The 24514-nt window shown below is 70.3% G+C and carries 23 protein-coding genes; 10 read left to right on the top strand and 13 right to left on the bottom strand.

What is annotated here, in order from left to right; genetic code table 11:
- Positions 1-39 precede the first annotated feature (39 nt).
- On the top strand, positions 40-1170 hold the full coding sequence (locus Q9S78_RS09280; protein ID WP_311870064.1) for a class I SAM-dependent methyltransferase: 1131 nt from the start codon (positions 40-42) through the stop codon (positions 1168-1170).
- A gap of 3 nt (positions 1171-1173) precedes the next feature.
- On the opposite strand, the gene Q9S78_RS09275 is transcribed toward Q9S78_RS09280, so the two are convergent.
- Genes Q9S78_RS09275 through Q9S78_RS09265 form a run of 3 tightly spaced genes read right to left on the bottom strand, consistent with a single transcriptional unit; the run spans position 1174 to position 2515 of the window.
- Complete coding sequence (locus tag Q9S78_RS09275) at positions 1174-1635, bottom strand: DUF3817 domain-containing protein (RefSeq protein ID WP_018188429.1); 462 nt, start codon at positions 1633-1635, stop codon at positions 1174-1176.
- A gap of 35 nt (positions 1636-1670) precedes the next feature.
- Complete coding sequence (locus tag Q9S78_RS09270) at positions 1671-2093, bottom strand: DoxX family protein (protein ID WP_116228838.1); 423 nt, start codon at positions 2091-2093, stop codon at positions 1671-1673.
- A complete protein-coding gene (locus tag Q9S78_RS09265; RefSeq protein ID WP_026303000.1) occupies positions 2090-2515 on the bottom strand; it encodes a MarR family winged helix-turn-helix transcriptional regulator in 426 nt (141 codons plus the stop codon). The genes Q9S78_RS09270 and Q9S78_RS09265 overlap by 4 nt, the downstream gene beginning before the upstream one ends.
- A 145-nt stretch (positions 2516-2660) precedes the next feature.
- On the opposite strand from Q9S78_RS09265, the gene Q9S78_RS09260 reads away from it, so the two are divergent.
- Positions 2661-3914, top strand: a complete 1254-nt coding sequence (locus tag Q9S78_RS09260; RefSeq protein WP_116228837.1) for a hypothetical protein — start codon at positions 2661-2663, stop codon at positions 3912-3914.
- A complete protein-coding gene (locus Q9S78_RS09255; protein WP_311870063.1) occupies positions 3914-4399 on the top strand; it encodes a hypothetical protein in 486 nt (161 codons plus the stop codon). Before Q9S78_RS09260 ends, Q9S78_RS09255 begins: the two co-directional genes overlap by 1 nt.
- 22 nt (positions 4400-4421) lie before the next feature.
- On the opposite strand, the gene Q9S78_RS09250 is transcribed toward Q9S78_RS09255, so the two are convergent.
- The 6 genes from Q9S78_RS09250 to nrdH all read right to left on the bottom strand — a co-directional run bounded on the left by Q9S78_RS09250 (position 4422) and on the right by nrdH (position 12158).
- Positions 4422-6530 carry an acyltransferase family protein gene (locus Q9S78_RS09250; RefSeq protein WP_311870062.1) on the bottom strand — a complete coding sequence of 703 codons (2109 nt, stop codon included), beginning with the start codon at positions 6528-6530 and terminating at the stop codon, positions 4422-4424.
- 33 nt (positions 6531-6563) lie between these two features.
- Positions 6564-7847, bottom strand: coding sequence for an MFS transporter (locus tag Q9S78_RS09245; protein ID WP_311870061.1), 1284 nt, complete (start codon positions 7845-7847; stop codon positions 6564-6566).
- Between the two features lie 490 nt (positions 7848-8337).
- Positions 8338-9315 (bottom strand): class 1b ribonucleoside-diphosphate reductase subunit beta, encoded by a 978-nt coding sequence (gene nrdF, locus Q9S78_RS09240; RefSeq protein ID WP_018188436.1) that lies wholly within the window; start codon positions 9313-9315, stop codon positions 8338-8340.
- 30 nt (positions 9316-9345) lie between these two features.
- Positions 9346-11445, bottom strand: coding sequence for a class 1b ribonucleoside-diphosphate reductase subunit alpha (gene nrdE / locus Q9S78_RS09235; protein WP_311870698.1), 2100 nt, complete (start codon positions 11443-11445; stop codon positions 9346-9348).
- A 38-nt stretch (positions 11446-11483) separates the two neighbouring features.
- Entirely contained in the window at positions 11484-11921 is a 438-nt protein-coding gene (gene nrdI, locus Q9S78_RS09230) for a class Ib ribonucleoside-diphosphate reductase assembly flavoprotein NrdI (RefSeq protein WP_018188438.1), read from the bottom strand.
- 3 nt (positions 11922-11924) lie between these two features.
- On the bottom strand, positions 11925-12158 hold the full coding sequence (nrdH, locus tag Q9S78_RS09225; protein WP_018188439.1) for a glutaredoxin-like protein NrdH: 234 nt from the start codon (positions 12156-12158) through the stop codon (positions 11925-11927).
- Positions 12159-12615: 457 nt separating this feature from the next.
- On the opposite strand from nrdH, the gene Q9S78_RS09220 reads away from it, so the two are divergent.
- Positions 12616-13821 carry an MFS transporter gene (locus Q9S78_RS09220; protein ID WP_020096988.1) on the top strand — a complete coding sequence of 402 codons (1206 nt, stop codon included), beginning with the start codon at positions 12616-12618 and terminating at the stop codon, positions 13819-13821.
- A 9-nt stretch (positions 13822-13830) separates the two neighbouring features.
- Here Q9S78_RS09220 and Q9S78_RS09215 read toward each other — a convergent pair whose 3' ends face one another.
- The gene (locus Q9S78_RS09215; RefSeq protein WP_018188441.1) at positions 13831-14235 is read right to left on the bottom strand and encodes a hypothetical protein; all 405 of its coding nucleotides are present in this window, start codon (positions 14233-14235) and stop codon (positions 13831-13833) included.
- Between the two features lie 52 nt (positions 14236-14287).
- Here Q9S78_RS09215 and Q9S78_RS09210 point away from each other — a divergent pair, with 52 nt between their 5' ends.
- Genes Q9S78_RS09210 through Q9S78_RS09190 form a run of 5 tightly spaced genes read left to right on the top strand, consistent with a single transcriptional unit; the run spans position 14288 to position 18905 of the window.
- Complete coding sequence (locus Q9S78_RS09210) at positions 14288-15061, top strand: alpha/beta fold hydrolase (protein WP_311870060.1); 774 nt, start codon at positions 14288-14290, stop codon at positions 15059-15061.
- Entirely contained in the window at positions 15058-16215 is a 1158-nt protein-coding gene (locus Q9S78_RS09205) for an acyl-CoA dehydrogenase family protein (protein WP_311870059.1), read from the top strand. The genes Q9S78_RS09210 and Q9S78_RS09205 overlap by 4 nt, the downstream gene beginning before the upstream one ends.
- A 41-nt stretch (positions 16216-16256) precedes the next feature.
- Positions 16257-17528 (top strand): DUF445 domain-containing protein, encoded by a 1272-nt coding sequence (locus Q9S78_RS09200; protein WP_311870058.1) that lies wholly within the window; start codon positions 16257-16259, stop codon positions 17526-17528.
- Between the two features lies 1 nt (position 17529).
- Positions 17530-18426 (top strand): agmatinase family protein, encoded by an 897-nt coding sequence (locus tag Q9S78_RS09195; protein WP_311870057.1) that lies wholly within the window; start codon positions 17530-17532, stop codon positions 18424-18426.
- On the top strand, positions 18423-18905 hold the full coding sequence (locus tag Q9S78_RS09190; RefSeq protein ID WP_311870056.1) for a SixA phosphatase family protein: 483 nt from the start codon (positions 18423-18425) through the stop codon (positions 18903-18905). Before Q9S78_RS09195 ends, Q9S78_RS09190 begins: the two co-directional genes overlap by 4 nt.
- Here the strand turns inward: Q9S78_RS09190 and hutI are convergent.
- Genes hutI through hutH form a run of 3 tightly spaced genes read right to left on the bottom strand, consistent with a single transcriptional unit; the run spans position 18892 to position 23427 of the window.
- The gene (gene hutI / locus Q9S78_RS09185) at positions 18892-20124 is read right to left on the bottom strand and encodes an imidazolonepropionase (protein WP_311870055.1); all 1233 of its coding nucleotides are present in this window, start codon (positions 20122-20124) and stop codon (positions 18892-18894) included. The genes Q9S78_RS09190 and hutI overlap by 14 nt on opposite strands.
- A 1-nt stretch (position 20125) precedes the next feature.
- A complete protein-coding gene (hutU, locus tag Q9S78_RS09180) occupies positions 20126-21790 on the bottom strand; it encodes a urocanate hydratase (protein WP_311870054.1) in 1665 nt (554 codons plus the stop codon).
- Positions 21787-23427: a histidine ammonia-lyase gene (hutH, locus tag Q9S78_RS09175; RefSeq protein WP_311870053.1), complete on the bottom strand. Its 1641-nt coding sequence runs from the start codon at positions 23425-23427 to the stop codon at positions 21787-21789. The genes hutU and hutH overlap by 4 nt, the downstream gene beginning before the upstream one ends.
- A gap of 58 nt (positions 23428-23485) precedes the next feature.
- Here hutH and Q9S78_RS09170 point away from each other — a divergent pair, with 58 nt between their 5' ends.
- Complete coding sequence (locus Q9S78_RS09170; RefSeq protein ID WP_311870052.1) at positions 23486-24277, top strand: IclR family transcriptional regulator; 792 nt, start codon at positions 23486-23488, stop codon at positions 24275-24277.
- The last annotated feature ends 237 nt before the right edge of the window (positions 24278-24514 follow it).

Raw genomic sequence — 24514 nt, 5'->3', positions numbered from 1 at the left:
CCGCCGGGCGCCGGCGGCGCCCTCGCCTACGCTGGTGAGGTGTCGAGCCCCACCCCGTTCCCTTTCGACCGGCTCTCCCGTCGCCCCGACGTCGAAGGTCCCGACCTGGTGGCATCGGATGCCGCCGACCGCCTCATCCTGGATGAATCGGCCGGCCTCCGCGCCGACGCACCGACCGGGTCGATCGTCGCGATCGGCGACACCCACGGCGCTCTCGCCCTGGCGGCCGCGCACGACGGCGCGCGGGACGTCCGTGTGCACCAGGATGCGCTGGCCGGTGAGCGGGCGATCTCCCGGAACGCCGAGGAGCTCGGGCTGAGCGATCGCATCCGGGTCGTCGGTCTCGACGCCGACGCCGTCAGCGACGCGCGGGTCGTGCTCCTCCGCCTGCCCCGCGCGCTCGACGCCCTCCGCGACGTCGCCGCGCTCGTCGCCGCGCACGCCTCCCCCGACGTCGTCGTCGTGGCCGGCGGCCGCCTCAAGCACATGACCCTCGCGATGAACGACGTGCTCGGCGAGCACTTCGGACGGATCGACGTCTCGCACGCCCGGCAGAAGTCACGCGTCCTGTTCGCGCGCGACCCACGCGCGGGCCACGAGCCCGCACCGGCGGCGGGACGCGAGGGCGACCTCGAGATCCGCGCCTTCGGCGGTGCGTTCGCCGGGGCACGGCTCGACAACGGCACGCGGCTCCTGATCGCACATCTGCCGGAGGACCCCGCCGGCGGATCGCCGGAGGACCCGCTCATCGACATGGCGTGCGGGACGGGTGCGGTCGCCGCGCACCTCGCGACGCGGCATCCGGCGGCATACGTTTACGCCTCGGATCAGTCCGCCGCGGCGGTCGCCTCGGCACGGGCGACGGCCGCCGCGAACGGTGTCGAGGGTCGGGTCGAGGTCGCCCGCGATGACCTGCTCGCGGGCCGGCCCGCGGCATCCGCGTCGTTCATCGCCCTCAACCCGCCGTTCCACAGCGGGGCGGCGCTGACCGAGCGGCTCGCGTTCCGCCTGTTCGCGGACGCGGCACGCGTGCTGCGTCCGGGCGGTGAGCTGTGGTGCGTCTGGAACTCGGGGATGCGGTACCGGGGTGATCTCGAGCGCCTCGTCGGGCCCACCCGTCAGGTCGCGCGCGACGCGAAGTTCACCGTGACGGTGTCGACGCGTCGGTGACGCTCACCGTCCTCCGGGAGGACCGACGAGCAGCAGGATGACGTAGAGGGCGACCACCGCCACCACGATGAGGGCGACCAGGATGCCCGCGTGGCGCAGGAACCAGCGCAGCAGCCGGTCGATCGGCCGCCGGTCGCGGGGGTCCGAGGTCTCTTCGAGCCGCCATGCACCGTCGAGGCGACCGGTGCGGTGCAGCCACCTCTCGACGGGGAGCGTCGCGTACGGGATGACCGCCGAACCCACCGCGAGCACCGAGGTGCCGAGGCTCCACCGGTTGTTGAGAGCGACGAGGATGGCGGTCGCCCCGTACGACAGGAAGACGAAGCCGTGGATGCCGCCGCCGATCGTGACGGCGACGGCCGGACCTCCCACCGCGCGGACGATGAGGGCGGCGATGAGGAGGGTCCAGGAGAACACCTCGGCGATGGCGAGGATGCGGAAGATCGAGAGAGGGGTGCGGAACACTCCTTCAGCCTACCTGAAGGATGGCGTCGGTCGCGTCATCGCCGCGTGGCCCACAGCGCCCACAGCACGAGCACCGGTTGGAAGAACAGCCGGGCGAAGCGTTTGGCGTCGGAGTCCATCCCCGGCACGTCGCGACCCGATCGCCAGTGATGGACGTTGCCGGGGAACACGGCGACGAACAGGGCCGCGACAGCCAGACCCACGCGGCGCCGTTCACGCGGCAGCGCGATGAGGGCGGCCCCCAACCCCGCCTCCACGACACCGGACACGACGACGATCGTGTCCTTGTCGGTCCGGAACAGGCGCGTCGCCCAGTCCGGAACGGCGATCCGGAACCCGCGCCGGAGCACCGTCAGGTGCGCGACGCCGGCGGCCGTCAACAGGACCGCGAGGCCGACGCGGGCGATGCTCCGCAGCGCGCCCTCGCGTCGACGGATCGTCGCGGCCCGCGCGCTCACTCGATCACACCCGCTCGGATGCCGCCGAGCGATTCGGCCACCCGCGGCAACGAGTGCGAGAGTGACTCGTCGAGCCGCTCCAGACGGTCCTGCGCGTCCCGCAGGACCTCAGCCCCACGCTCGGTGACGCTCAGGTCGCTCGCCGCTCCGGCCTGCGCCGTCGCGTCGGCGACCAGCCCGTCGTCGACGAGGGCGTGGACGGCGGCATGAGCCGACTGCACCGTGATGCGGGATCTGCGGGCGAGTTCCGAGAAGGAGATCCCGGGCTCCGCGCCGATGTGACCGAGCAGGCCGAACTTGCGCGTCGAGATCCCGAGATCACGCAGTTCGGCCGCCAATTGGGCCTCCCACGAGGCAGAAACGGCGAGGAGCGCGATGACGGGACTGAAGCGCGGTGCATCCTCTGCGGGGGTATCTGCCACGGCAGAAGTCTATGAGTCACGCCGCGCCGCGGTCAGCATCCGCGCCACCGCGATTCGGTAGCGATTTTCCGGCCACGACGGAAGAGATGAACGAGTTCTCATCTGCGAAACATGTGAGATCCCGCGCGCCCGTATCATCAGCGGTATGCTCCGCGCGATCCATCTGCCGACGGCTGCGCTCGCCGCAGCCGCGATGGTGTTCGCCCTCGGCTCGCACGCCCCCTCCGCCGACGACGAGCGATCGGTCCCGCAGGTCCGCGCCGCCCTGGCGAGCTCCGCCCATCAGCTCACGCTCGACGACATCGCCACCCTCTCGCATGCGCAGTTGACGGCGGAGGTCGCCCACTCCCCCGCCGCCCAGCAGAGCATCCTCGACTCCACCACGCCGACCGTCGCCTCAGCCTGGTGGGGCGGCCTCACCCTCGCCACGCGGGCACAGCTCGTGCACGACGTCCCGGATCTCATCGGTGCGCTCGACGGGCTGCCCGCCGAGGTCCGTGTCGCCGCCAACCGTGTCGGAGCCCGGGAACGCCTGGGACGACTCGACGTCCTCCTGACCGGACTCGTGACGCACGAGGATTCGCCCTCCGCCGGCGACCTCGAAGCGCTGGAACGCGAACGTGCGTATCTCACGAAAGTCGCCCTCGGCCTCGTCCAGCTCTACTTGTACAACCCGGTCCGGGGCTCGATCGTCGAGATGGCGGGGGATCCGGCGGCGGCCACCGGCATCCTCTTCGTCGTGCCGGGGACCAATGCGTCGATCGCGACGTTCATGAACGACGACCCCGTCACGTCCTTCGCGAACTGGCAGGTCCGGCACGCCGATCCTTCGGCGCCGATCCTCGCCTTCACCGTCCTCGCGGCACCCATGCCGCAGATCTCGGTCGATCTCGCCTCGGGCCCGCAGAACAACACGATCGCCACCGCGGCGGGGGCGGACTACGCTCGCATCGTGAAGGGAATCGACGCCGCTTTGCCCGGACTTCCGACGCTGAGCTACGAGCACAGCGCCGGGTCCCAGGTCGGAAGCGCCGCCGAGATGGCCGGGGCACGATTCACCGCCCGGTTCCTCGCCGCGGGAGTCGGCGCCACAGACGGGTACACGACGGTGCCCGGAACGGCTTATTACGCCACGCAGGCCAAGGACGACATCAACCGCTACTACGCCGGATTCCAGATGGGCGACATCGGCTACGGCATCGGCCCCGAGGAGTTCCCCGGCATCACGATCGTCGACCCGGGATTCTCCGAGAAGCCGACCGGCACCGTCGCCGCGATGCTCGCCGAGGGCCTCACGCTTCACAACCGCCTCTTCAGCGGCGACGGGTCGGCGAACGGGACGGTGTTGAAGGACGTGCGACTGCTCCTCACCTCCCTCGCCGACGAGAGCAGCGGCTGATGCCCGCCCGGTCCGTCGCAGCAACGGTGCTGGTCGGAACCTTGGCCCTCAGCCTCACGGCATGCGCCCCCGCCGCGGGCCCGACCTTCGACGCGGTGCGCGCGCAGTCCGAGGAGGCGGTGACCGAGGTCGTGGCGGTGATGCCGACGGGGTCGACGTACACGGCGTCGGGCGACCCGACCTCAACGCCCTGCGGAACGGGCACGGCCACGGTCGACGGCCCCCGCGGGACCGCATTCGCGACGATCCAGGGGCAGGTGACGCTGCCGGGCGCCGCTGACGCGGCATCCGTCATCGCGGACCTGCCGACCGCACTCGGCGACGGCTGGGCCGTCGAGCCCGTCGGGATCGACGTCGATCTCGCCACCGTGCGCCTCAACCGCGCGGGATCGGGCGTGTCCGTCGACATCACCGAACGCGCTGCCGACGCGCCGGTGGCGCTCGACATCCTCGCCGTGTCCTCCTGCGGCCGCGTCGAGCGCTGAGGCGCTCACGCCCTGGAGGGCGTCAGAGCGCGGGGCAGGAGGATGCGCCCTGTGCGCAGGCCTTCAGTTCGCGGGCGAGCCAGGGGCCGAGGGTGCGCGAGTACGTCCCGCTCAGGTGAAGCCCGTCGAAGTACACCGACACTCCGCCCACGGCGGAGTAGCAGCGCTCGTCATCGCAGAACCGGTCCGTCGGATCGATCGTGAGGAGGTCCGGTACGCGCCCCGCGACCTCGTCGGTGACGCTGCGGGCGACGAGCGCCTTGCTGACGGGGTTGGAGCACTGGCCGTTCAGCTCGAGGCAGTCGGGGCCGTCGCGCCGGGTGGTGATCCCGTCGGTCAACGGGACGTCGCCGAGCCAGACGACTGTGGCGCCCGCTTCCCGAACCCGCGTGATCGCCTCGACGAAACCGTCGACGCTGCGAGCACCGTCGGCGTAGCCGGCGCGGAGGTCGGACATGACGACGAGGTCGACCTTCGGGGCGAGGGTCGAGACGACCCACTCGTTGCGCTCGGCGCAGCCCTTCTGTTCTTCCTGGGACGTCTTGCGGATCTCGTTCGGCGGCGGGGTGCCCAGCGTCGCCGGGCATCCGGAGCGCGACGCCACGATGACGTTCCACTTGAGGCGCTTTCCCGCGGCGTCGATCGCGTCGCTCCACGCCGACGCATGGGAGTTGCCCCACAGCAGCACCGTGCGGGCTCCGTTCGGATCGCCGTAGTGGCAGATGACCTCGCTGAACGGGCCGGTGTCGTCAGAGCAGCGCGGCTTGCGTGAGGCGATCGGCAGGTCGTTGTTGCCGGCGAGTGCTGCGGCCTCGTCGACCGGGGCGAAGGGATCCCCGCATGTGTTGTCGAGCGCGGCGGCGCCGAAGCATTCGTCGGCGGAGGCGATGGTCTGCTCGAACTCCGCGGCCGCGGCCTCGATCCGAGCCTGCCCGCTGGCGTCGAACCTGACGGCGCCGGCGACGATGATGAGGACCGCGACGGTTCCGAGCGCGAGGCTTCGAGGAGATGTCCGCAGCAGCCATCCACGTCGGAACGGCTGCTCGATGAAGCGGTAACTCGCTTCCGACACAACGAGGATGATGGCGAGCAGACCGAAGGCCTCGAGGATGCTCAGCTCGTGTCCGAGCGCGATCGGGACGATGATCAGCAGCGGCCAGTGCCATAGGTACACCGAGTAGGAGATGTCGCCGAGGTGCTGGATCGGTCGGGCGCTCACGGCGCGGTCGAACGAGAATCGTCCGTCCGGCCCCCCGAGCAGCACGAGGCAGGCGCCGACCGTCGGGATCATCGCGGCGATGCCCGGGTAGGGCATGTCCACATTCAGGACGAAGAACCCGACCCCGATCAGGGCGACACCGACCCACGGAGCGAAGCGGATGCCCCGCACGGCGATCAGGGCGACGAGACCGCCGGCGGCGAGCTGCCACATCCGGGTCGGCGTGACGAAGTACGCGGCGCCGGGATCGACGTTCGTGAAGATGAACGAGAAGGAGAGGCTCGCCACCAGGACGAGACCCATGACGATTCCCACGACGCCCCGGCGTCCCAGGCGGCCGATCGGACCGAAGCGCCGTGCGAACAGGGTGGCGAGCAGGAGCAGCACCGGCCAGACGAGGTAGAACTGCTCCTCGACCGACAGCGACCAGAAGTGCTGGACGGGGCTCGGCGCGGCGCCTTCCGCGCCGTAGTCGACCGCGTCACCGGCGAGGACCCAGTTCTCGATCGAGAGCGCCGACGCGAGCACGTGCCGGCCGATCTCGGGCCACTGGGAGGCGGGAACGATGAACCACGAGGCAACGAGCACGAAGCCGAGCACGAGGAGCGCGGCCGGCATGATCCGTCGGACGCGGGCGGCCCAGAACCTGGCGGCGAAGCGGAGGGGACGGTGGCGGTCGACGTCGCGCAGGATCTGCCCGGTGATCAGGAACCCCGAGACGACGAAGAACACGTCGACACCGGTGAAGCCACCGGGGAGGAGGGAGGGCCAGAAGTGGTAGACCACGACGGACGCGACCGCGATGGCGCGGAGGCCTTGGATGTCCGCCCGGACGCGGTGGCGCGGTGCTTCCGGCGACGATGCGGGCGGTGCGTTACGGGGCCCACCCGGGGCGTCGACGAGCTGAGTCACCACGCGAGTCTAAGCGGAATGCGCCGCCCGGCCTCATCGGCGGCCGGCGTCGGTGGCGGCCGCTCGGCGTCGCGCCATGAGCAGGACGCCGGCCACGAGGAGGATCATGGCGACCCCGGCCGAGGCGATGACGGCGGCGCGCGCTCCCCAGAGCGTCACCACGGCGGCCGCGCCGAGCAGCACCGCGATGCGCAGCAGGCTCTCGACGGCCGTGTCGAGACCCTCGACCCGCCCGAGGAACTGGTCGTCGATAGACGTCTGGAACAGGGTCGTGACCGCGATGTTGTACGGCGCGTTGACGAGGGCACTCAGGGCGACGCCGACGAGGAGCACCGTCACGTTCGGCGCGGCCCCCATCACGACCTGGGCGACGGCGAACAGTGCCAGGCAGACCACAAAGACCAGCGGCATCCGCGACCGCCGGACGACGAACCCGACCGTCAGCGCTGCGATGACCGCCACGATGCCGTTCCACGAGAGGACGAGACCCAGGACCTCGCTCGGTAGCCGTAGGTCGTCCGACACGAGGAAGATGAGCGCGTACGCGTTCGTCCCCGCAGTGATCGTCACACCGTACGAGGCGAGCAGCAGTCCCAGCGCGAAGCGGTGGCCGGCGAGGTAACGGGCGGCGGGTGGGATGCCGCGGACGGTCGACGCCAGCGCATCGACGCCGAGCCGGATGCGGGCCCGCCGCCGTGCGGGCGTCGACGACTCGGCATCCGTCGTCTTCGGGAGGATGCGCGCGAACAGTGCTGCGGTGACGAGGAAGGAGACGCCGTCCACGGCGAACGACGGCGCCGGCCCCCACATGGCGTACGCACCGGCGCCGAGGGCTGGTCCGACGCTCGCCAGCGCCCACGTCGTCGATTCGAGGATGCCGTTGGCTCGGGGAAGCATGTCTCGTTGCACGAGCCGCGGGACGAAGACGAACGCCGACGAGGCGAAGAAGACCCCGGCGATCGCGGCGGCCGCGACCAGGACCGTCGAGTGGATGCCGGGTCCCCCGGCCGCAGCGGCGGCAGCCAGCCCGAAGCTCAGGATGCCGCGCAGTGCGGTGGTGACGATGAAGACGGTGCGCAGATCGAACCGGTCGGCCACCGCGCCCGCAACGGGAGCGAGGAACAGGGCCGGGAGTACCGTCGCGAGCAGAAGCGTCAGTCGGGCGCCCTCCCGACCCGCCGTGAGCTCGAAATACCAGAGGTCGAGGGCGAGGACTCGGAACGAGTCGCCAATGTCGGAGAACGCGAACGCCGCCACGAAGCCGAAGAACGTCGCAGGCAGACCGAAGAGGCCGGCGCGCGAGCGGGTGGGGATCACAATGCCCCACCGTAGAGGCGACGACGCTGCGGGACGATCGACTCGCCTCCGATCCGATCCGACGTCCGCTCCGAAGGACGAGATGGCGAGGTGCTCACTGCGGCTTGGGGGCCGCATCTCGCGTTGATCGTGAAGCTCACTGAGGGGATGAGCGAGCACCGTGCGTCCCCGACGTCCGCGCTCGCCCCGAGCCGGCATCGGGGTCCCGGAACGCTCCGCACGCAACGGGCAGCGTGCGCCGTCGACCGGGACAGCGAAAGACCCCCGGCGATCGTTCGCGAGAACGGGTCGGGGGTCTTTCAGCGTCGGTGCAGGTCCCAGGGCCGCGACCGCGAGTCGATGCAAGGGATCCGAGACGACACCCCGTCGTACGCTCCCCCGCTCCCGGCGTGTCGCGAGGAACCCCTTGCATCCGTCACCGGGCGCGTGCACGAACGAAGACCCCCGGCATCCGCTCGTACGAGCAGTGCCGGGGGTCTTCGTCAGGGGCTCAGAAGTCCCAGTCGTCATCCTCGGTCGCCACAGCCTTGCCGATGACGTACGACGAACCCGACCCGCTGAAGAAGTCGTGGTTCTCGTCCGCGTTCGGCGAGAGCGCCGACAGGATCGCCGGGTTCACGTTGGTGACGCTGGCCGGGAACATGGCCTCGTAGCCGAGGTTCATGAGCGCCTTGTTCGCGTTGTAGTGCAGGAACTTCTTGACGTCCTCGGTCTGACCGATGCCGTCGTAGAGGTCCTGCGTGTAGTGCACCTCGTTGTCGTAGAGCTCGTAGAGCAGCGAGAACGTGTAGTCCTTGAGCTCGTCGCGCTCGGCCTGGCCGAGCGTCTCGAGTCCGCGCTGGAACTTGTAGCCGATGTAGTAGCCGTGCACGGCCTCGTCACGGATGATGAGGCGGATGATGTCGGCCGTGTTCGTCAGCTTGGCCTTCGACGACCAGTACAGCGGCAGGTAGAACCCCGAGTAGAAGAGGAACGACTCGAGCAGCGTCGAGGCGACCTTGCGCTTGAGGGGCTCATCGCCGCGGTAGTAGTCCATGACAATGCGAGCCTTCTTCTGAAGGTTCTCGTTCTCGGTGGACCAGCGGAACGCGTCGTCGATCTCAGGCGTCGAGGCGAGCGTCGAGAAGATCGACGAGTAGCTCTTCGCGTGCACCGACTCCATGAACGCGATGTTCGTGTAGACGGCCTCCTCGTGCGGGGTGATCGCATCGGGGATGAGCGAGACGGCGCCGACGGTGCCCTGGATGGTGTCCAGGAGCGTCAGACCGGTGAAGACGCGCATCGTCGTCTGGCGTTCTTCGGGGGTGAGCGTCGCCCACGACTGGATGTCGTTGGACAGCGGCACCTTCTCGGGGAGCCAGAAGTTGTTGACGAGGCGGTTCCACACCTCGAGGTCCTTGTCGTCCTGGATGCGGTTCCAGTTGATCGCCTGGACCGAGCCGAGGAGCTTGAGGGGTTCGGGGGTCATATCTTTTCCTCTATCGAATCTCGGACCGGATCAGAGCATGCACGAGACGCACTCGGCCATGTCGGTGCCCTCGAGCGCCATCTGACGCAGACGGATGTAGTAGATCGTCTTGATGCCCTTGCGCCAGGCGTAGATCTGAGCCCGGTTGATGTCGCGGGTGGTGGCGGTGTCCTTGAAGAACAGCGTCAGCGACAGGCCCTGGTCGACGTGCTGGGTGGCGGCGGCGTAGGTGTCGATGACCTTCTCGTAGCCGATCTCGTACGCGTCTTCGTAGTACTCGAGGTTCTCGTTCGTCATGAACGGAGCCGGGTAGTACACGCGGCCGATCTTGCCTTCCTTGCGGATCTCGATCTTCGACGCGATCGGGTGGATCGAGCTCGTCGAGTTGTTGATGTACGAGATCGAGCCGGTCGGCGGGACGGCCTGGAGGTTCTGGTTGTAGATGCCGTGCTTCTGGACGGATGCCTTCAGCTCGAGCCAGTCCTCCTGCGTCGGGATGTGGATGCCCTCGAAGAGCTCCTCGACGCGGGCGGTCGCCGGCTTCCACTCCTGCTCGGTGTACTTGTCGAAGAACTCACCGGAGGCGTACTTCGAGTCCCAGAAGCCGTCGAAGACCTTGCCGCGCTCGATAGCGATCTTGTTCGAGGCCTGCAGTGCGTGGAACAGCACGGTGTAGAAGTAGATGTTCGTGAAGTCGACACCCTCCTCCGAGCCGTAGTGGACGTGCTCGCGGGCGAGGTATCCGTGCAGGTTCATCTGGCCGAGGCCGATGGCGTGCGACTTGTCGTTGCCGTCCTCGATGGAACGGACCGAGCGGATGTGGCTCTGGTCGCTGACCGCGCTGAGGGCGCGGATGCTGGTCTCGACCGTGCCGGCGAGGTTGCGGCCGTCCATCGCCAGGGCGATGTTCATCGAGCCCAGGTTGCAGGAGATGTCCTTACCGATCTGGTCGTACGAGAGGTCCTCGTTGAACGTCGTCGGCGTGTTGACCTGGAGGATCTCCGAGCACAGGTTGGACATGTTGATCCGACCCTTGATCGGGTTGGCCTTGTTCACCGTGTCCTCGAACATGATGTACGGGTAGCCCGACTCGAACTGGATCTCGGCGAGGGTCTGGAAGAACTCGCGCGCCTTGATCTTCGTCTTCTTGATGCGCGCGTCGTCGACCATCTCGCGGTACTTCTCGGTGACGGAGATGTCGCCGAAGGGCACGCCGTAGACCTTCTCGACGTCGTACGGCGAGAACAGGTACATGTCCTCGTCGTTCTTGGCGAGCTCGAACGTGATGTCGGGGACGACGACACCCAGCGACAGCGTCTTGATGCGGATCTTCTCGTCCGCGTTCTCGCGCTTGGTATCGAGGAACTTCATGATGTCGGGGTGGTGGGCCGAGAGGTACACGGCGCCGGCGCCCTGACGCGCTCCGAGCTGGTTCGCGTAGCTGAAGCTGTCTTCGAGCAGCTTCATGACGGGGATGATGCCCGACGACTGGTTCTCGATCTGCTTGATCGGGGCGCCCGCCTCGCGGATGTTCGAGAGGAGCAGGGCGACGCCGCCGCCGCGCTTGGAGAGCTGGAGGGCGGAGTTGATGCCGCGGGCGATCGACTCCATGTTGTCCTCGATGCGCAGGAGGAAGCACGAGACGAGCTCGCCGCGCTGAGCCTTGCCGGCGTTGAGGAAGGTGGGTGTGGCGGGCTGGAAGCGGCCCGAGAGGATCTCGTCGACGAGCTTGTTCGCGAGGTCCTGGTCACCCGCGGCGAGCGCCAGGGCGGTCATGACGACGCGGTCCTCGAAGCGCTCGAGGTAGCGCTTGCCGTCGAAGGTCTTCAGCGTGTAGCTCGTGTAGTACTTGAACGCGCCGAGGAACGTGTCGAAGCGGAACTTCGCCGCGTACGCACGGTCGTGGATCTGCTGGATGAACTCGAACGGGTACGCCTCGATGACGGCGCCCTCGTAGTACTCCTTCTCGACGAGGTAGTCGAGCTTCTCCTTGAGGGAGTGGAAGAACACCGTGTTCTGGTTGACGTGCTGCAGGAAGTACTCCCGCGCGGCACGCTTGTCGGCGTCGAACTGGATCTTCCCGTCCTCGCCGTACAGGTTCAGCATCGCGTTCAGGGCGTGGTAATCCATGCCCTCGAAGCGAACCTCCGTCTTGAAGGCCTTGTCGGTCACTGCAGCTTCCACCAGTCTTCCAATCCGCCGCTCACGCGGTCGACGTCCTCAGGCGTGCCGAATACTTCGATGCGATACAAGTGCGGCACACGACACTTGCGGCTGATGATCTCTCCGGCGAGACAGAAGGACTCGCCGAAATTGCTGTTACCCGCGGAGATGACTCCGCGCAGCAGGCTCCGATTGGCCTCGTCGTTGAGGAAGCGGATGACCTGCTTGGGGACCGCGCCCTTCTCCTCCCCCTTGCCCTGGCCTCCCCCGTAGGTGGGGGTGACCAGGACGTACGGCTCGTCGATACGAAGCGGGCCGTCGGAAGAGTGGATCGGGATGCGGCGGGCCGGCATCCCGAGCTTCTCGATGAAACGGGCGGTGTTACCCGACACGCTCGAGAAGTAGACGAGCAGCGGCACGTTCGTCATGACGGCCGCGCTCATCGGTCAGACCAGGCGAGACGCGAGCTCGTCGATCTTGTCGGGACGGAAGCCCGACCAGTGGTCCTCGTCGGTGACGACGACCGGAGCCTGCAGGTACCCGAGCGACTTGACGTGCTCGAGGGCCGCCGGGTCCTCGGAGAGGTCGAGGACCTCGTAGTCGATGCCCTTGGAGTCCAGCGCGCGGTACGTCGCGTTGCACTGCACGCAGGACGGCTTCGTGTACACGGTGATCGCCATCAGTCGACCCTCTCTTTGCCTCTGGATCCCGCCGGTGCGGGGTCCGTGTGATTCGGTGAAATCTGTCTGCAGGTCGCGGGTGTGAGGTACCCGTCCGCCTGGTTCCGAGGGGTTGGGGCCCGCCGGGAGCTCAATACTACATATGGGTACGGACACCCGGAAGCACCACAAGGGGTAGTAGTTACATCCGTGTAGTTTTTCCGCATCTCTTCACAGATACAACACAGGTTGTCCACCGATTCATCCCCAATTCGGGAACCTCCGAGCGGAGACGAAAAGGCCAGGAATCCGGCCGAAACACCGCGGAGCTCGGCAGGTTGTCCACAGGTCGGACGATACGAGGGGCCTCCGACATCGGATGGGGAGCGAATCCGGCGCCCCGGCGTGTCGTCGGCGTGTCGCCGCGAGACCTGACCCCCACATCTGGGATGTCGGTCGCCGACGGTAGATTGGAGGGGTGGCGGGATACTCGGAGCTCCTGCGCGCACCGGGTGTCGCGCGCATCATCGCGGCACAGCTGACGGCTCGGTTCCCCAGTGGGATGACGAGTCTCGCGGTGCTCCTCCACGTCGAACAGTCGACCGGGTCCTACGGCTATGCGGGCATCGTCCTCGCCGCCGTCTCGATCGGCCAAGCGATCTCCGGTCCCGTCACCAGCCGGTGGATGGGCATCTGGGGCATGCGCCGCGTCCTCACCCTGACCGCGGCCGTCTGCGCGGCCGCCGTCCTCGCGCTCGCTGTCAATCCGTTCGGGATGCCGGGGTTCATCGTCTTCGGCTTCCTCGCCGGCATCGCCAATCCCCCGGTGCAGCCCGCCGTCCGGACGATCTACCCCAAGATCGTGACGTCGCGTCAGCTGACGCCGCTCTTCTCGCTCGATGCGAGCCTGCAGGAGATCATCTGGATCTTCGCTCCCGTGCTGATCACGATCGTCGCGACCCAGGCGGGCACCGTGCCGGCACTCTTCTTGATCGTCGTCATCCTCATCGGCGGATGCGCGTGGTTCATCGCCTCCCCCGAAGTCGGACGCGTCCGCATCCCCCGCAGCCGTCGTGGTTTCGGGCGCGTGCTCGGCAAGCCCGTCGTGCTGCTGTCGACCGTCACCGGCTTCCTGCTCATCGGGGCGTGCGCGGCCGTCGAGGCCGGCGTGGTCGCCTCGTTCGGACACGAGGGCCTCGAGGCGGGGATCGTCCTGGCGGTCTTCGCGGTCGGCAGTCTCGCGGGCGGCCTGGGCTTCGGCCACATCCCGATCGGACGCTGGGCAATGGCCCGCCGGCTCGCGATCGTCGCCGTCGGCGTCTCGCTCGTCATGATCAGCCTCAACGCCTGGTGGATGGGCGCCTCGCTCTTCGTCGCCGGCCTCGGCATCGCCCCGGCCCTCGCGGTCATGTTCGCGATCACGAGCGCGAGCGTGCGCTTCAGTGAGACGGCGGAGGCCTACGGGTGGATCGGCACCGGTCAGCTCATCGGCGCCGCCGCCGGTTCCGCGGTCGCCGGCTTCCTCATCGACGGCGTCGGCTCGGTCGGCGCGTTCATCGCGGCATCCGGGTTCGCCGTCGCCGGCGCGCTCGTCGCCGCCGTGTTCGTCCGCGGGTTCCCCGACCTGCGCGGCCGCGACGCGAGTCCGATCCCCGACACCGAGCCCGTCCCGCTCATCACCTGAGCGAGCGCGTCACGCGGCGCGGCGGAGCAGGAACAGGACGGCCTGCGCGTACGCGTCGGCGGGTTGCGGGTGCCGGAAGAGGTGGGGGGCGGCATCCACTTCGATCTCGACCTCGTGGATGTCAGGAAGGCGACGGAGCGAACGGAACGTGCCGCGGAGCATCTCGCGCAGCTGCGCCTCGGACGGCAGCCACAGGGCGTCCTCGAGGGCGACCGAATCGAGCGCCCACTCGGTCGTCCCGTTGAAGGCGAGCAGATCGCCGGTGGGGTAGCTGCGAGCCTCGACGGTCATGTCGCTGACGGTGTAGACGTCGGCCTCGAACTCGGGTTCGTCGAGCTGGAACCGGTCGCCGGAACGCGGACGCCAGATCAGGCCGCTCGCGCGCAGCTCGCGTGCCAGGTCGGTGGAGATCATCCCCCCATCCTGGCCCGGCGCTGACCGGTGGGGCCCGTCCTAGGCTGAGAGCATGCCGTCACCCGTCACTCTCCCCCGGCTGAGCTGGGGCAATCCTCGCAGCGACCGCCGGGCACTCCTCGTCCACGGCGTCGGTTCGAGCGGAGCGCTCATGTGGCGCTACGCCGTCGCCCTCGCCGACGCCGGCTGGCGTGTCGACGCGGTCGACCTGCGCGGCCACGGCACCGCTCCGCGCGGCTTGGACTACACGATCGCCGCGTACGCGACCGACCTTGTCCACACGCAGCCCGGCGAAGACGCGCCGTGGGACCTCGTCCTCGGCCACTCGCTCGGCGGCGCGGCTGCGACCGTGGCCACATCGACGGATCCCGCCTGGACCCGTCACCTCGTCCTCGTCGATCCCGCGATCCACCTCGCCGACGCCGATCGCGACGCCGTCCGCGCGAGCCAGGAGCAGGCCTTCGCCGACACCTCGGTCGACGCCGTCCGGGCCGCGCACCCCGAATGGCTCGAGCTCGACATCGAGTTAAAGGCGGTCGCCGCCCAGCAGGCGAGCCGGTTCGCCGTCGAGCAGACGGGGCTGCAGAACACGCCGTGGGACGTGCGGGAGGCGGCATCCCGTCTCGCCGTCCCCACCCACGTCATCGCGGGAGACCCGGCGGTCTACTCGATCTTCACGGGCGACCTTGCCGCCGCGGTGCTGCAGAACCCCGTCGTCTCGATGTCCGTCGTACCGGGCACGGGGCATTCGCCGCACCGCGACGCTCCGGATGCCGCGGCCGGAGCCCTGCTCGACGCGGTCCGGACGTGGGGGCTGCCGTCATGACGTTCGATCCCGCCGCTCACCTGCCGGACGATCTGCTCGAGCGCATCCGCTCCCGCGCCGCCGCCGTCGACGCCGAGAACCGCTTCCCGGACGAGGACCTCGCCGAGCTCCGCGACGCGGGGTATCTCGCGATCCTCGTGCCGACCGAGCTCGGCGGGGCCGGGCTCGGGCTCCGAGAGGCATCCGTCCTGCAGCAGCGCCTCGCGGGCGCCGCTCCCGCGACGGCGCTGGCGATCAACATGCACCTCGTCTGGACCGGCGTCGCGAAGGTCATGGCAAACCGCGGCGACGACGCCCTCCGCTTCGTGCAAGAGGGCGCCGCGGCGGGAGAGGTCTTCGCGTTCGGCATCAGCGAGGCCGGGAACGACCTCGTCCTGTTCGGCAGTGACACGGATGCCGCGCCCCGCCCCGACGGCTCGTACGCCTTCACGGGCACCAAGATCTTCACGTCGCTCGCGCCCGTGTGGACGCACCTGGGGCTCCACGGCCTCGACACGTCCGACCCCGAGGACCCGCGACTCGTGTTCGCGTTCGTCCCCCGGAGCGACGCGGTCGTGACCCGCGACGACTGGGACACCCTCGGGATGCGGGGTACCCAATCCCGGACGACCGAACTGCACGGCGCCGTCGCCCCGGCGGACCGGATCGTCCGCCGGCTGCCGGTCGGTCCGAGTCCCGATCCACTGGTCTTCGGGATCTTCAGCGCCTTCGAGATCCTGCTGGCCTCGGTCTACACGGGCATCGCCCGCCGCGCCCTCGACCTAGCCGTCCAGACGGCACGCACGCGCACCTCGAAGAAAACGGGCCGCACCTACAGCCAGGACCCCGACATCCGGTGGCGCGTCGCCGACATGGCGCTCGCCTACGACGCCCTGCCCGTGCAGGTCGAGTCGCTCGCCGCCGACGTCGACCACCTCGCCGACCACGGCGCGATGTGGTTCCCGAAGCTGTCCGCGATCAAGCACCGCGCCGCGACGACGGCGAAGCAGGTCGTCGATGAGGCGATGCTCGTCGCGGGCGGGTCCTCCTTCTTCACCCGCAACGAGGTGAGCAGGCTCTACCGCGACGTGCTCGCCGGGATGTTCCATCCTTCCGACCCGGAGTCGGTGCACAGTGCGCTGGCGAACGCCTGGCTGGGGCCGATCGAACCGTGAGCCGCCGCGGCGCCTGAGGGCCTCCGTGGCAGGATGGCCGAATGGCCCGCATCCCGTACGACTCGCTGAGCGCCGCTGACCAGCAGCGGTACCGCGGGCTCCGCACCATGAAGGCGGTGGCCCTCGGCGCCCTGCTGTTCATGGCGATCGTCTTCGTCATCGCGTTCATCCTCGAGAAGGACCTCTCGGGCTGGGGCTACGTGCGCGCGGCGGCCGAAGGCGGCATGGTCGGCGCTCTCGCGGACTGGTTCGCCGTGACGGCGCTGTTCCGACACCCGCTCGGCATCCCGATCCCCCACACCGCGATCATCCCGAAGCGCAAGGACGAGATCGGTCGCACCCTCGGCGAATTCGTCGAGACGAACTTCCTCGAGGGCGGCGTCGTCCGCCAGAAGCTCGAGTCGACGAACATCGCGCAGACCGCGGGCGCCTGGCTGCAGGATCCCGCTCACGCGAAGACGGTGGCGGCCGAGGCGTCGACGATGGCCTCGGGCATCCTCACCGCCCTCAGCGACGACGAGGTGCAGGACCTCATCAGCGATCTCGCTCACGAGCACCTCCTCTCGCCCTCGTGGGGTCCCTCGCTCGGCACGTGGCTGTCGCGGGTGGTGGATGCCGACGCCCACCGCGGCGCGGTCGACCTGGGCGTCGACAGCATCGCCCGGTGGCTCGACGCGAACCGCGAAGCCTTCGACGGGCTCGTCTCGCGCCGTCTGCCGTCGTGGGTGCCGTCGGTCGCGATGCGCCTCGTCGACGACACGGTCTACCACGAGGCCACGAAGTTCGTCGCGGCCGTGCAGCGCGACCCGGAGCACCCGGCGCGGAAGGCCCTCGACCAGTACCTCGAACGCCTCGCAGACAACCTGCAGCACGACCCCGAGACGATCGGCCGTCTCGAGGGTGCGAAGAGCGCCGTGTTCGACAGCCCGCGCGTGCGCGCTCTCGCCGCCGACGCCTGGAATACCGCGAAAGCGGGTCTGCTGCGCTCGCTCGCCGACGAGGAGAGCCCTCTCCGCCGCCGCGTCACCGCCGCCCTCGGCGACCTGGGCGACCGTCTCGCGACCGACACCGCGCTGCAGGAGCGCGTCGACAAGCGCATCGCGGATGCCGCCGTCTTCCTCGTCGACCGTTACCGCCACGACATCGCGTCGATCATCACCGATACGGTGGAGCGCTGGGACGCCGACGAGACGAGCCAGAAGATCGAGCTGCAAGTCGGCCGCGACCTGCAGTACATCCGCCTGAACGGCACGGTCGTGGGTACCCTCGCGGGCCTCGTGATCTTCACCGTCGCCCACCTGCTGCTCCCCTGACATGGCGCTCTCCGCAGACTCCCCCCTCTCCGCAGACCCGCTTTGGCCGCGCGCCGGGGATTGGCCCGCGCCGGACGGACGAGTGGATGCCGCGATCCTCGGCCTGCCGGCTTTCCGCACCTCGCTGTCGCCCACCGGGGCGCACGCGACGCCGGCCGCCGTCCGCGAAGCGCTCCGACGGTTCAGCCCGACGCTGCTCGGGCCTCCCCCGGTCGACCTGAACGAGGCGCTCCGGATCGCGGATGCCGGCGACGTCGACGATCCGGACGGTCCCGAGGGCGAGGATCGTGTGCGCGAGCGCGTCCGCGCACTGCGGGCCGACGCCGACCTCGTGATCGCGCTCGGCGGCGACAACTCGGTGACCTACGCGACCGCGCAGGGCGCGGGCGTCACGGGCCTCATCACCCTCGACGCGCACTTCGACCTCCGCGACGGCGTCTCGAACGGATCCCCCGTGCGCCGTCTCGTCGAGGACGGACTCGACCCCCGTCGGATCGTGCAGATCGGGATCGCCGACTTCGCCAATTCGGTCGCCTACGCGTCACGCGCCGCCGACCTCGGCATCACCGTCATCACCCTCGATGAGGTGCGCCGCCGCGGCGCCGAGGACGTCATGATCCAAGCCCTGGCCATCGCCGGGGCCGGAGGCGACGTGCACCTCGACATCGACGTGGACGTCTGCGACCGCTCCGTCGCGCCGGGGTGCCCGGCATCCGTCCCCGGCGGACTCGAGGCGTGGGAGCTCCGCGCCCTGGTCCGCGCGGCGGCCGGCGACCGGCGCATCGTGAGCGCCGATGTCGTCGAGGTCGACGCGACCGCGGATGCCTCGGACGGCCGCACCGTCAGACTCGCCGCACTCTGCGTCCTCGAACTGCTCGCCGGAAGGGCACTCGCATGATCACCCTCATCCTCATCCGTCACGCCAAGAGCGACTGGGGCACCGGTCAGGACGACCACGAGCGCCCGCTCAACGACCGCGGTCGGCGGGATGCGCCGGCGATGGCGCGTCGACTCGCGGCGACGGGTGTGCGGCCCGCGCGCATCCTGTCGTCGACGGCGGTCCGCGCCCGCACGACCGCTCAGGTCTTCGCCGACGCGCTCGGAGTCCCCGTCGAGACCGACGAGGGGCTTTACGGCGCGCCGGGTGCGAAGCTCCTCGCCGCCGCGGCCGCGAGTGGCGTCACCGACGTCGTGGTCGTCGCGCACGACCCCGGCATGACGGTGCTCGCCGAGCAGCTCTCGGACGGGGGCATCGGTGCCATGCCGACGTGCGCCGTCGCGACGTTCGTGTGGGACACCGACGACTGGGACGTCGCGACGGCGACCCCGCCGGCGCGCTGGAACATCGACACCCCGCGGGACGTCAGCGCGGACTGATCTCCTCGCCGCCGCGGTAGACGCGGTGCACGAGCGGTACGCCGGGGCGATAGGCCAGGTGCCGTCTGCTCGGTGCATCGAGCACGACCAGATCGGCGTGCGCACCCGGGCCGAGGTGTCCGACGTCGTCGCGCCGGAGGGCACGCGCTCCCCCGGCGGTCGCCGCCCACACCGCCTCGCCGACGGTCATTCCCATCTCGCGCACCGCGAGCGCGATCATGAGCGGCATCGAGCTCGTGAAGCTCGACCCGGGGTTGCAGTCGCTCGCGAGCGCGACGGTCACACCGGCGTCGATCAGCCGCCGTGCATCGGGATACGGCTGCCGCGTCGAGAACTCCACACCCGGCAGGAGAGTCGCGACGGTGTCCGACCCCGCGAGCGCCGCGATGTCGGCATCCGTCAGATGGGTGCAGTGATCGACGGATGCCGCGCCCAGCCGCACCGCCAGGTGCACACCCGGTCCCTCGCCCAGCTGATTGCCGTGCACGCGGATGCCGAGCCCCGCCTCCGCGCCGGCACGGAGGATCCGCTCGCTCTCGGCGTCGGTGAACGCGCCGCGCTCACAGAACACGTCGACCCAGCGCACGTGCGACCGGACGGCAGCGAGCATCCCGTCGCAGACGAGGTCGACGTACGCCTCGCGCTCGGCCCCCTCGGGGATGACATGCGCGCCGAGGTACGTGACCTCATCGGTGACCTCGGCAGCCAGCCGGGCGAGACGCTCCTCGCCGTCGACCGTCAGTGCGTAGCCGGTCTTCACCTCGAACGTGGTCGTGCCCTGCGCGTGCAGTTCGGCGACGAGGGCCGCCAGCCGAGCACGCAGCTCGTCGTCGGTCGCCGCCCGCGTCGCCGCCACGGTCCGCCGGATGCCGCCCGCGGCATACGGGGTGCCCGTCATCCGTGCCTCGAACTCGTCGGCCCGGTCGCCGGCGAACACGAGGTGCGTGTGGCTGTCGACGAATCCCGGGATGACGGCGCGACCGCCGAGATCGACGCGCGTGACCTCGATCTCCGATCGCGAGACAGCAGCGGCGGCCCGAGACAGCGGCGAAAGACCGCTGTCTCGGCCTGCGATTGCTGTCTCGGCGCCGGCGGCCGCACCCGACCACGCGACGCGCCCCCCATCGACGAGGAGGGCGGCGTCGGCGATCGTCGCGGTCGGGGCCGCGGCATCCGCGTTCGTCGTCAGTTCGGAGATGCCGATGAACAGCGTCGCCATGTCAGGCGTCCAGCATCGGGACGGTCAGGCCGCGTTCCCGGGCGACCTCCTTCGCCCGGTCGTACCCCGCGTCGACGTGGCGCATGACGCCGGTGCCGGGGTCGTTGACGAGGACGCGGGCGAGCTTCTCGGCGGCCAGCGGCGTGCCGTCGGCGACCGTGACCTGGCCGGCGTGGATCGAACGCCCGATGCCGACACCGCCCCCGTGGTGGATCGACACCCACGCGGCTCCCGACGCCGTGTTGAGGAGGGCGTTCAGCAGCGGCCAGTCGGCGATCGCGTCGGACCCGTCGGCCATTGCCTCGGTCTCGCGGTAGGGGCTGGCAACCGAGCCGGCGTCGAGGTGGTCGCGCCCGATGACGATCGGACCGGACAGCTCACCCGACGCGACCATCTCGTTGAACTTCAGGCCCGCGAGGTGGCGCTCCTTGTACCCGAGCCAGCAGATGCGGGCGGGTAGGCCCTCGAAATGGACCTTCTCGGCCGCCTTCTCGAGCCAGCGGTGCAGGGCGGCGTCCTCGGGGAAGAGCTCGGCGACGGCGCGGTCGGTCTTCGCGATGTCCTCGGGGTCGCCCGAGAGCGCGACCCACCGGAACGGCCCCTTACCCTCCGCGAACAGCGGCCGGATGTAGGCGGGCACGAACCCCGGGAAGGCGAACGCACGATCGTAGCCGCCGAGCTCGGCCTCGCGGCGGATCGAGTTGCCGTAGTCGAAGACCGCGGCCCCGGCATCCTGGAATCCGACCATCGCCTCGACGTGCCGCGCCATCGAGGCGCGGGACCGCTCGGTGAAGCCGTCCGGGTCGGCCGACGCCTCGGCCTTCCAGTCCTCGAACGCGACGCCCGACGGCAGGTAGGCGAGCGGGTCGTGCGCGCTCGTCTGGTCGGTGACGATGTCGATCGGGATGCCGCGGCGCAGCAGCTCGGGAAAGACGTCAGCCGCGTTCCCCACGACGCCGATCGAGCGCGCCTCGCGGGCGTCCTTCGCGGCCAGTGCACGGTCGATCGCGGCGTCGAGGTCGGCGGTCTGCTCGTCGAGGTAGCCGTGCTCGACCCGGCGGCGCAGGCGCGACTCGTCGACGTCGACGACGAGCACGGCTCCCCCGTTCATCGTGACGGCGAGCGGCTGCGCGCCGCCCATGCCGCCGGCGCCGCCCGTCAGGGTGAGCGTGCCCGCGAGCGAGTCCCGGCCGAGCGAGCGGGCGACGGCCGCGAACGTCTCGTACGTCCCCTGCAGGATGCCCTGCGTGCCGATGTAGATCCACGATCCGGCCGTCATCTGGCCGTACATCGTGAGGCCGAGGTGCTCGAGGCGGCGGAACTCGGGCCACGTCGCCCAGTCCCCGACGAGGTTCGAGTTCGCGATGAGCACGCGGGGCGCCCACTCGTGCGTGCGGAAGACGCCGACCGGCTTACCCGACTGCACGAGCAGGGTCTCATCGGGCTCGAGCTCGTCGAGGGTGCGGACGATCGCGTCGTACGCCTCCCACGAGCGTGCCGCCTTGCCCGTGCCGCCGTAGACGACGAGGTCCTCGGGGTGCTCGGCGACCTCGGGGTCGAGGTTGTTCATCAGCATCCGCTTCGCCGCTTCGGCGCCCCAGCTCTTCGCCGTTCTCTTGGCGCCTCGCTCCGCGCGGACCGTGCGAGTCGTGGTCGTGTCGGTCATGCCTGTTCTCCTTCGAACGGTGCGGCGCCCGAGCGGGAATCTGCGCTCGAGCGGACGGATCCGGGGTCGTTCGTCCTCGCGGGGGCGGATGCCCGCTCGGCGGACGGCCCGAACGCCGTGCGGGCGACCTCGCCCGAGACGACGAGCTGCGTCGCGGCCTCGAGGTCGGGCGCGACGAAGCGGTCCGGCCCGGGCCCTTCGACGACCGTGCGGACGAGGTCGCGGACCGACCCGGTGACCGGCGCGGGCTGCAGCGGGGCGCGCAGGTCGAGGGCGCGGCATCCGGTCACCACCTCGATGGCGAGCACGCGGGCGAGGCCGTCGATCGCGCGGCGCAGCTTGCGGGCGGCAGCCCACCCCATCGAGACGTGGTCCTCCTGCATCGCCGACGACGGGATCGAGTCGACGGAGGCCGGCACCGCGAGACGCTTGAGCTCCGAGACGATCCCCGCCGCGGCGTACTGGGCGATCATGAGGCCGCTGTCGACGCCGACCTCGTCGGCGAGGAACGGCGGCAGCCCGTTGCTGCGCGTACGGTCGAGCGCCCGGTCGGTGCGGCGCTCCGAGATCGAGGCGACGTCTGCGACGGCGATCGCGAGGAAGTCGAGGACGTACGCGACCGGCGCGCCGTGGAAGTTGCCGTTCGACTCGACGCGGCCGTCGGGCGTGACGACGGGGTTGTCGACCGCCGAGGCCAGCTCACGCTCGGCGACCATCCGGGCGTGGTCGAGGGTGTCGCGCGCGGCACCGTGCACCTGCGGCGAACACCGGAGCGAGTAGGCGTCCTGCACGCGGGTGCAGACAGCCGGATCGCGGTGACTCGCGACGATCGGCGAGTCGGCGAGCGCGTGGCGCAGGTTCGCGGCCGAGACCGCCTGCCCGGACTGGGGGCGCAGAGCCATGAGGTCGGCGGCGAAGACGGCATCGGTCCCGAGCTGACTCTCGACAGACAGGGCGGCGGCCAGGTCGGCGGTCGCCAGGAGGGTGTCGAGGTCGGCGAGGGCGAGCGACAGCATCCCGAGCATGCCGTCGGTGCCGTTGATGAGGGCGAGACCCTCCTTCTCCTCGAGGACGAGGGGATGGATGCCGCTGGCCGCCAAGGCGTCCGCGGCATCCATCCGCGCGCCGTCCGCCGTGCGGACCGGACCCTCGCCGAGCGCGGCGAGCGCGATGTGCGAGAGTGGGGCGAGGTCGCCGGAGCAGCCGAGCGAGCCGTATTCGTGCACGATCGGGGTTATGCCCGCGTTCAGCATCGCGGCGTACGTCTCGACGACCACCGGGCGGACGCCGGTGCGACCCGTCGCCAGGGTCTGCAGGCGCAGCAGATGGAGCGCCCGGACCACCTCGCGCTCGACCTCCGGCCCCGTGCCCGCCGCATGAGAGCGGATGAGGCTCGCCTGCAGCTGGCGGCGCCGGTCGGGCGCGATGAACGTCGTCGCGAGGGCGCCGAACCCGGTCGAGATGCCGTAGTGCGGCTGCGGGTCGTCGGCGAGCCGCTCGATGAGCGCGCGGGTCTCGGCGGTGCGGGCGAGCGCCGCGTCCGAGACGACGACGTGCGCGTCGTGCCGGGCGACGGCGACGACCTCCGCGGGGGTGAGCGGGGCGTCGCCGAGGGTGACAGTGGTGGGGACGGGCATGAGTCGATTCCAGCGCGCGGCGACCGTGCGCGGGAGGCGGTCGTGGCATCCTTTGTCTGTGATCCCAGACAAGCTGCAGGCGCCGGTCCCAGACAAGCCGAAGGTCCCCGCGGCGGACCAGACGCTCCGCATCCTGAGCTTCCTCGCGCATCAGCGCGGGCCCGTCGCGGCGCAGACGATCGCGACGCACCTCGAGTTGCCCCGATCGACGGTGTACCACCTGCTCGCGGCGATGGCGGCGCACGGGTTCGTCGTCCACCTCGACGGCGACCGCCGCTGGGGTCTCGGCACCGCTGCGTTCGAGCTCGCCGGCGGGTACGCCCGCCAGGAGCCCCTCGCCCGGCTCGGCCGTCCCATCGTCGCTCAGCTCGCCGACCGCGCGGGCGAGAGTGCGCACCTCGCCGTCATGACCGGGCGCGACGTGCTGTACATCGTCGAGGAGCGCGCGCCGCGACGGCCGACGCTCATCACCGACGTCGGCGTACGCCTGCCCGCGCACCTGACCGCGACGGGCCGCGCGATGCTCGCCGCCCTCCCCCGTGAGCAGGTCCGCGCATTGTTCCCCGACGCGGCATCCCTCTCCGTCCAGCGCACCGGCCGCGGACCGGGTCGGCCCGGCGAGCTGCGGGAACTCCTCCGGCAGGCCCGAGCCGACGGCTACGCGACCGAGGACGGCGAGGTCACGCTGGGATTCCGTTCCGTCGGTGTCGCCGTCCGCGACCACGCCGACTGGCCCGCCGCCGCCATCGCCATCACCTGGCCCGACGGTGCCGACGTCGACCCCGACCGTCTCGCCGCGCTCGCGACGGACGCGGCGGCCGACCTCTCCCGCCGCATCGGCCGGCGGTAGCCACCCTCAGCCCGGCACCAACCTCGGAGATTCCGCCGTTCGCGGCGCGAGGAGGCCGGTTCCCGCCCGCAGCGACCGAGAACTCCGCGGTTGTCGCCCGGAGCCTCCGGTAGCCGGGCGTGCGCCAGCACCACTCCGGCTCCCGGCGGCGGCACCGATCCGATACCGCCCCCGGCGTCGAACGGCGGAGATCCCCGGCGACGCGCCCGGTGGGACGTCGCCAACCACGGCGTGTCG

It is taken from the genome of Microbacterium aquilitoris, from assembly GCF_031932285.1.
Taxonomy (GTDB): domain Bacteria; phylum Actinomycetota; class Actinomycetes; order Actinomycetales; family Microbacteriaceae; genus Microbacterium; species Microbacterium aquilitoris.
The sequence above is the reverse complement of the archived record's forward strand: the minus strand, read 5'-3'. Positions and strand labels throughout refer to the sequence as shown.

Excerpts from the sequence above, each read along its gene's own strand:
- Q9S78_RS09260 (WP_116228837.1), top strand. The coding sequence starts at position 2,661 with ATGCTCCGCGCGATCCATCTGCCGACGGCTGCGCTCGCCGCAGCCGCG.
- Q9S78_RS09255 (WP_311870063.1), top strand. The coding sequence starts at position 3,914 with ATGCCCGCCCGGTCCGTCGCAGCAACGGTGCTGGTCGGAACCTTGGCC.
- nrdF (WP_018188436.1), bottom strand. The coding sequence starts at position 9,315 with ATGACCCCCGAACCCCTCAAGCTCCTCGGCTCGGTCCAGGCGATCAAC.
- nrdE (WP_311870698.1), bottom strand. The coding sequence starts at position 11,445 with ATGGATTACCACGCCCTGAACGCGATGCTGAACCTGTACGGCGAGGAC.
- nrdI (WP_018188438.1), bottom strand. The coding sequence starts at position 11,921 with ATGAGCGCGGCCGTCATGACGAACGTGCCGCTGCTCGTCTACTTCTCG.
- nrdH (WP_018188439.1), bottom strand. The coding sequence starts at position 12,158 with ATGGCGATCACCGTGTACACGAAGCCGTCCTGCGTGCAGTGCAACGCG.
- Q9S78_RS09215 (WP_018188441.1), bottom strand. The coding sequence starts at position 14,235 with ATGATCTCCACCGACCTGGCACGCGAGCTGCGCGCGAGCGGCCTGATC.
- Q9S78_RS09210 (WP_311870060.1), top strand. The coding sequence starts at position 14,288 with ATGCCGTCACCCGTCACTCTCCCCCGGCTGAGCTGGGGCAATCCTCGC.
- Q9S78_RS09205 (WP_311870059.1), top strand. The coding sequence starts at position 15,058 with ATGACGTTCGATCCCGCCGCTCACCTGCCGGACGATCTGCTCGAGCGC.
- Q9S78_RS09200 (WP_311870058.1), top strand. The coding sequence starts at position 16,257 with ATGGCCCGCATCCCGTACGACTCGCTGAGCGCCGCTGACCAGCAGCGG.
- Q9S78_RS09195 (WP_311870057.1), top strand. The coding sequence starts at position 17,530 with ATGGCGCTCTCCGCAGACTCCCCCCTCTCCGCAGACCCGCTTTGGCCG.
- Q9S78_RS09190 (WP_311870056.1), top strand. The coding sequence starts at position 18,423 with ATGATCACCCTCATCCTCATCCGTCACGCCAAGAGCGACTGGGGCACC.
- hutI (WP_311870055.1), bottom strand. The coding sequence starts at position 20,124 with ATGGCGACGCTGTTCATCGGCATCTCCGAACTGACGACGAACGCGGAT.
- hutU (WP_311870054.1), bottom strand. The coding sequence starts at position 21,790 with ATGACCGACACGACCACGACTCGCACGGTCCGCGCGGAGCGAGGCGCC.
- hutH (WP_311870053.1), bottom strand. The coding sequence starts at position 23,427 with ATGCCCGTCCCCACCACTGTCACCCTCGGCGACGCCCCGCTCACCCCC.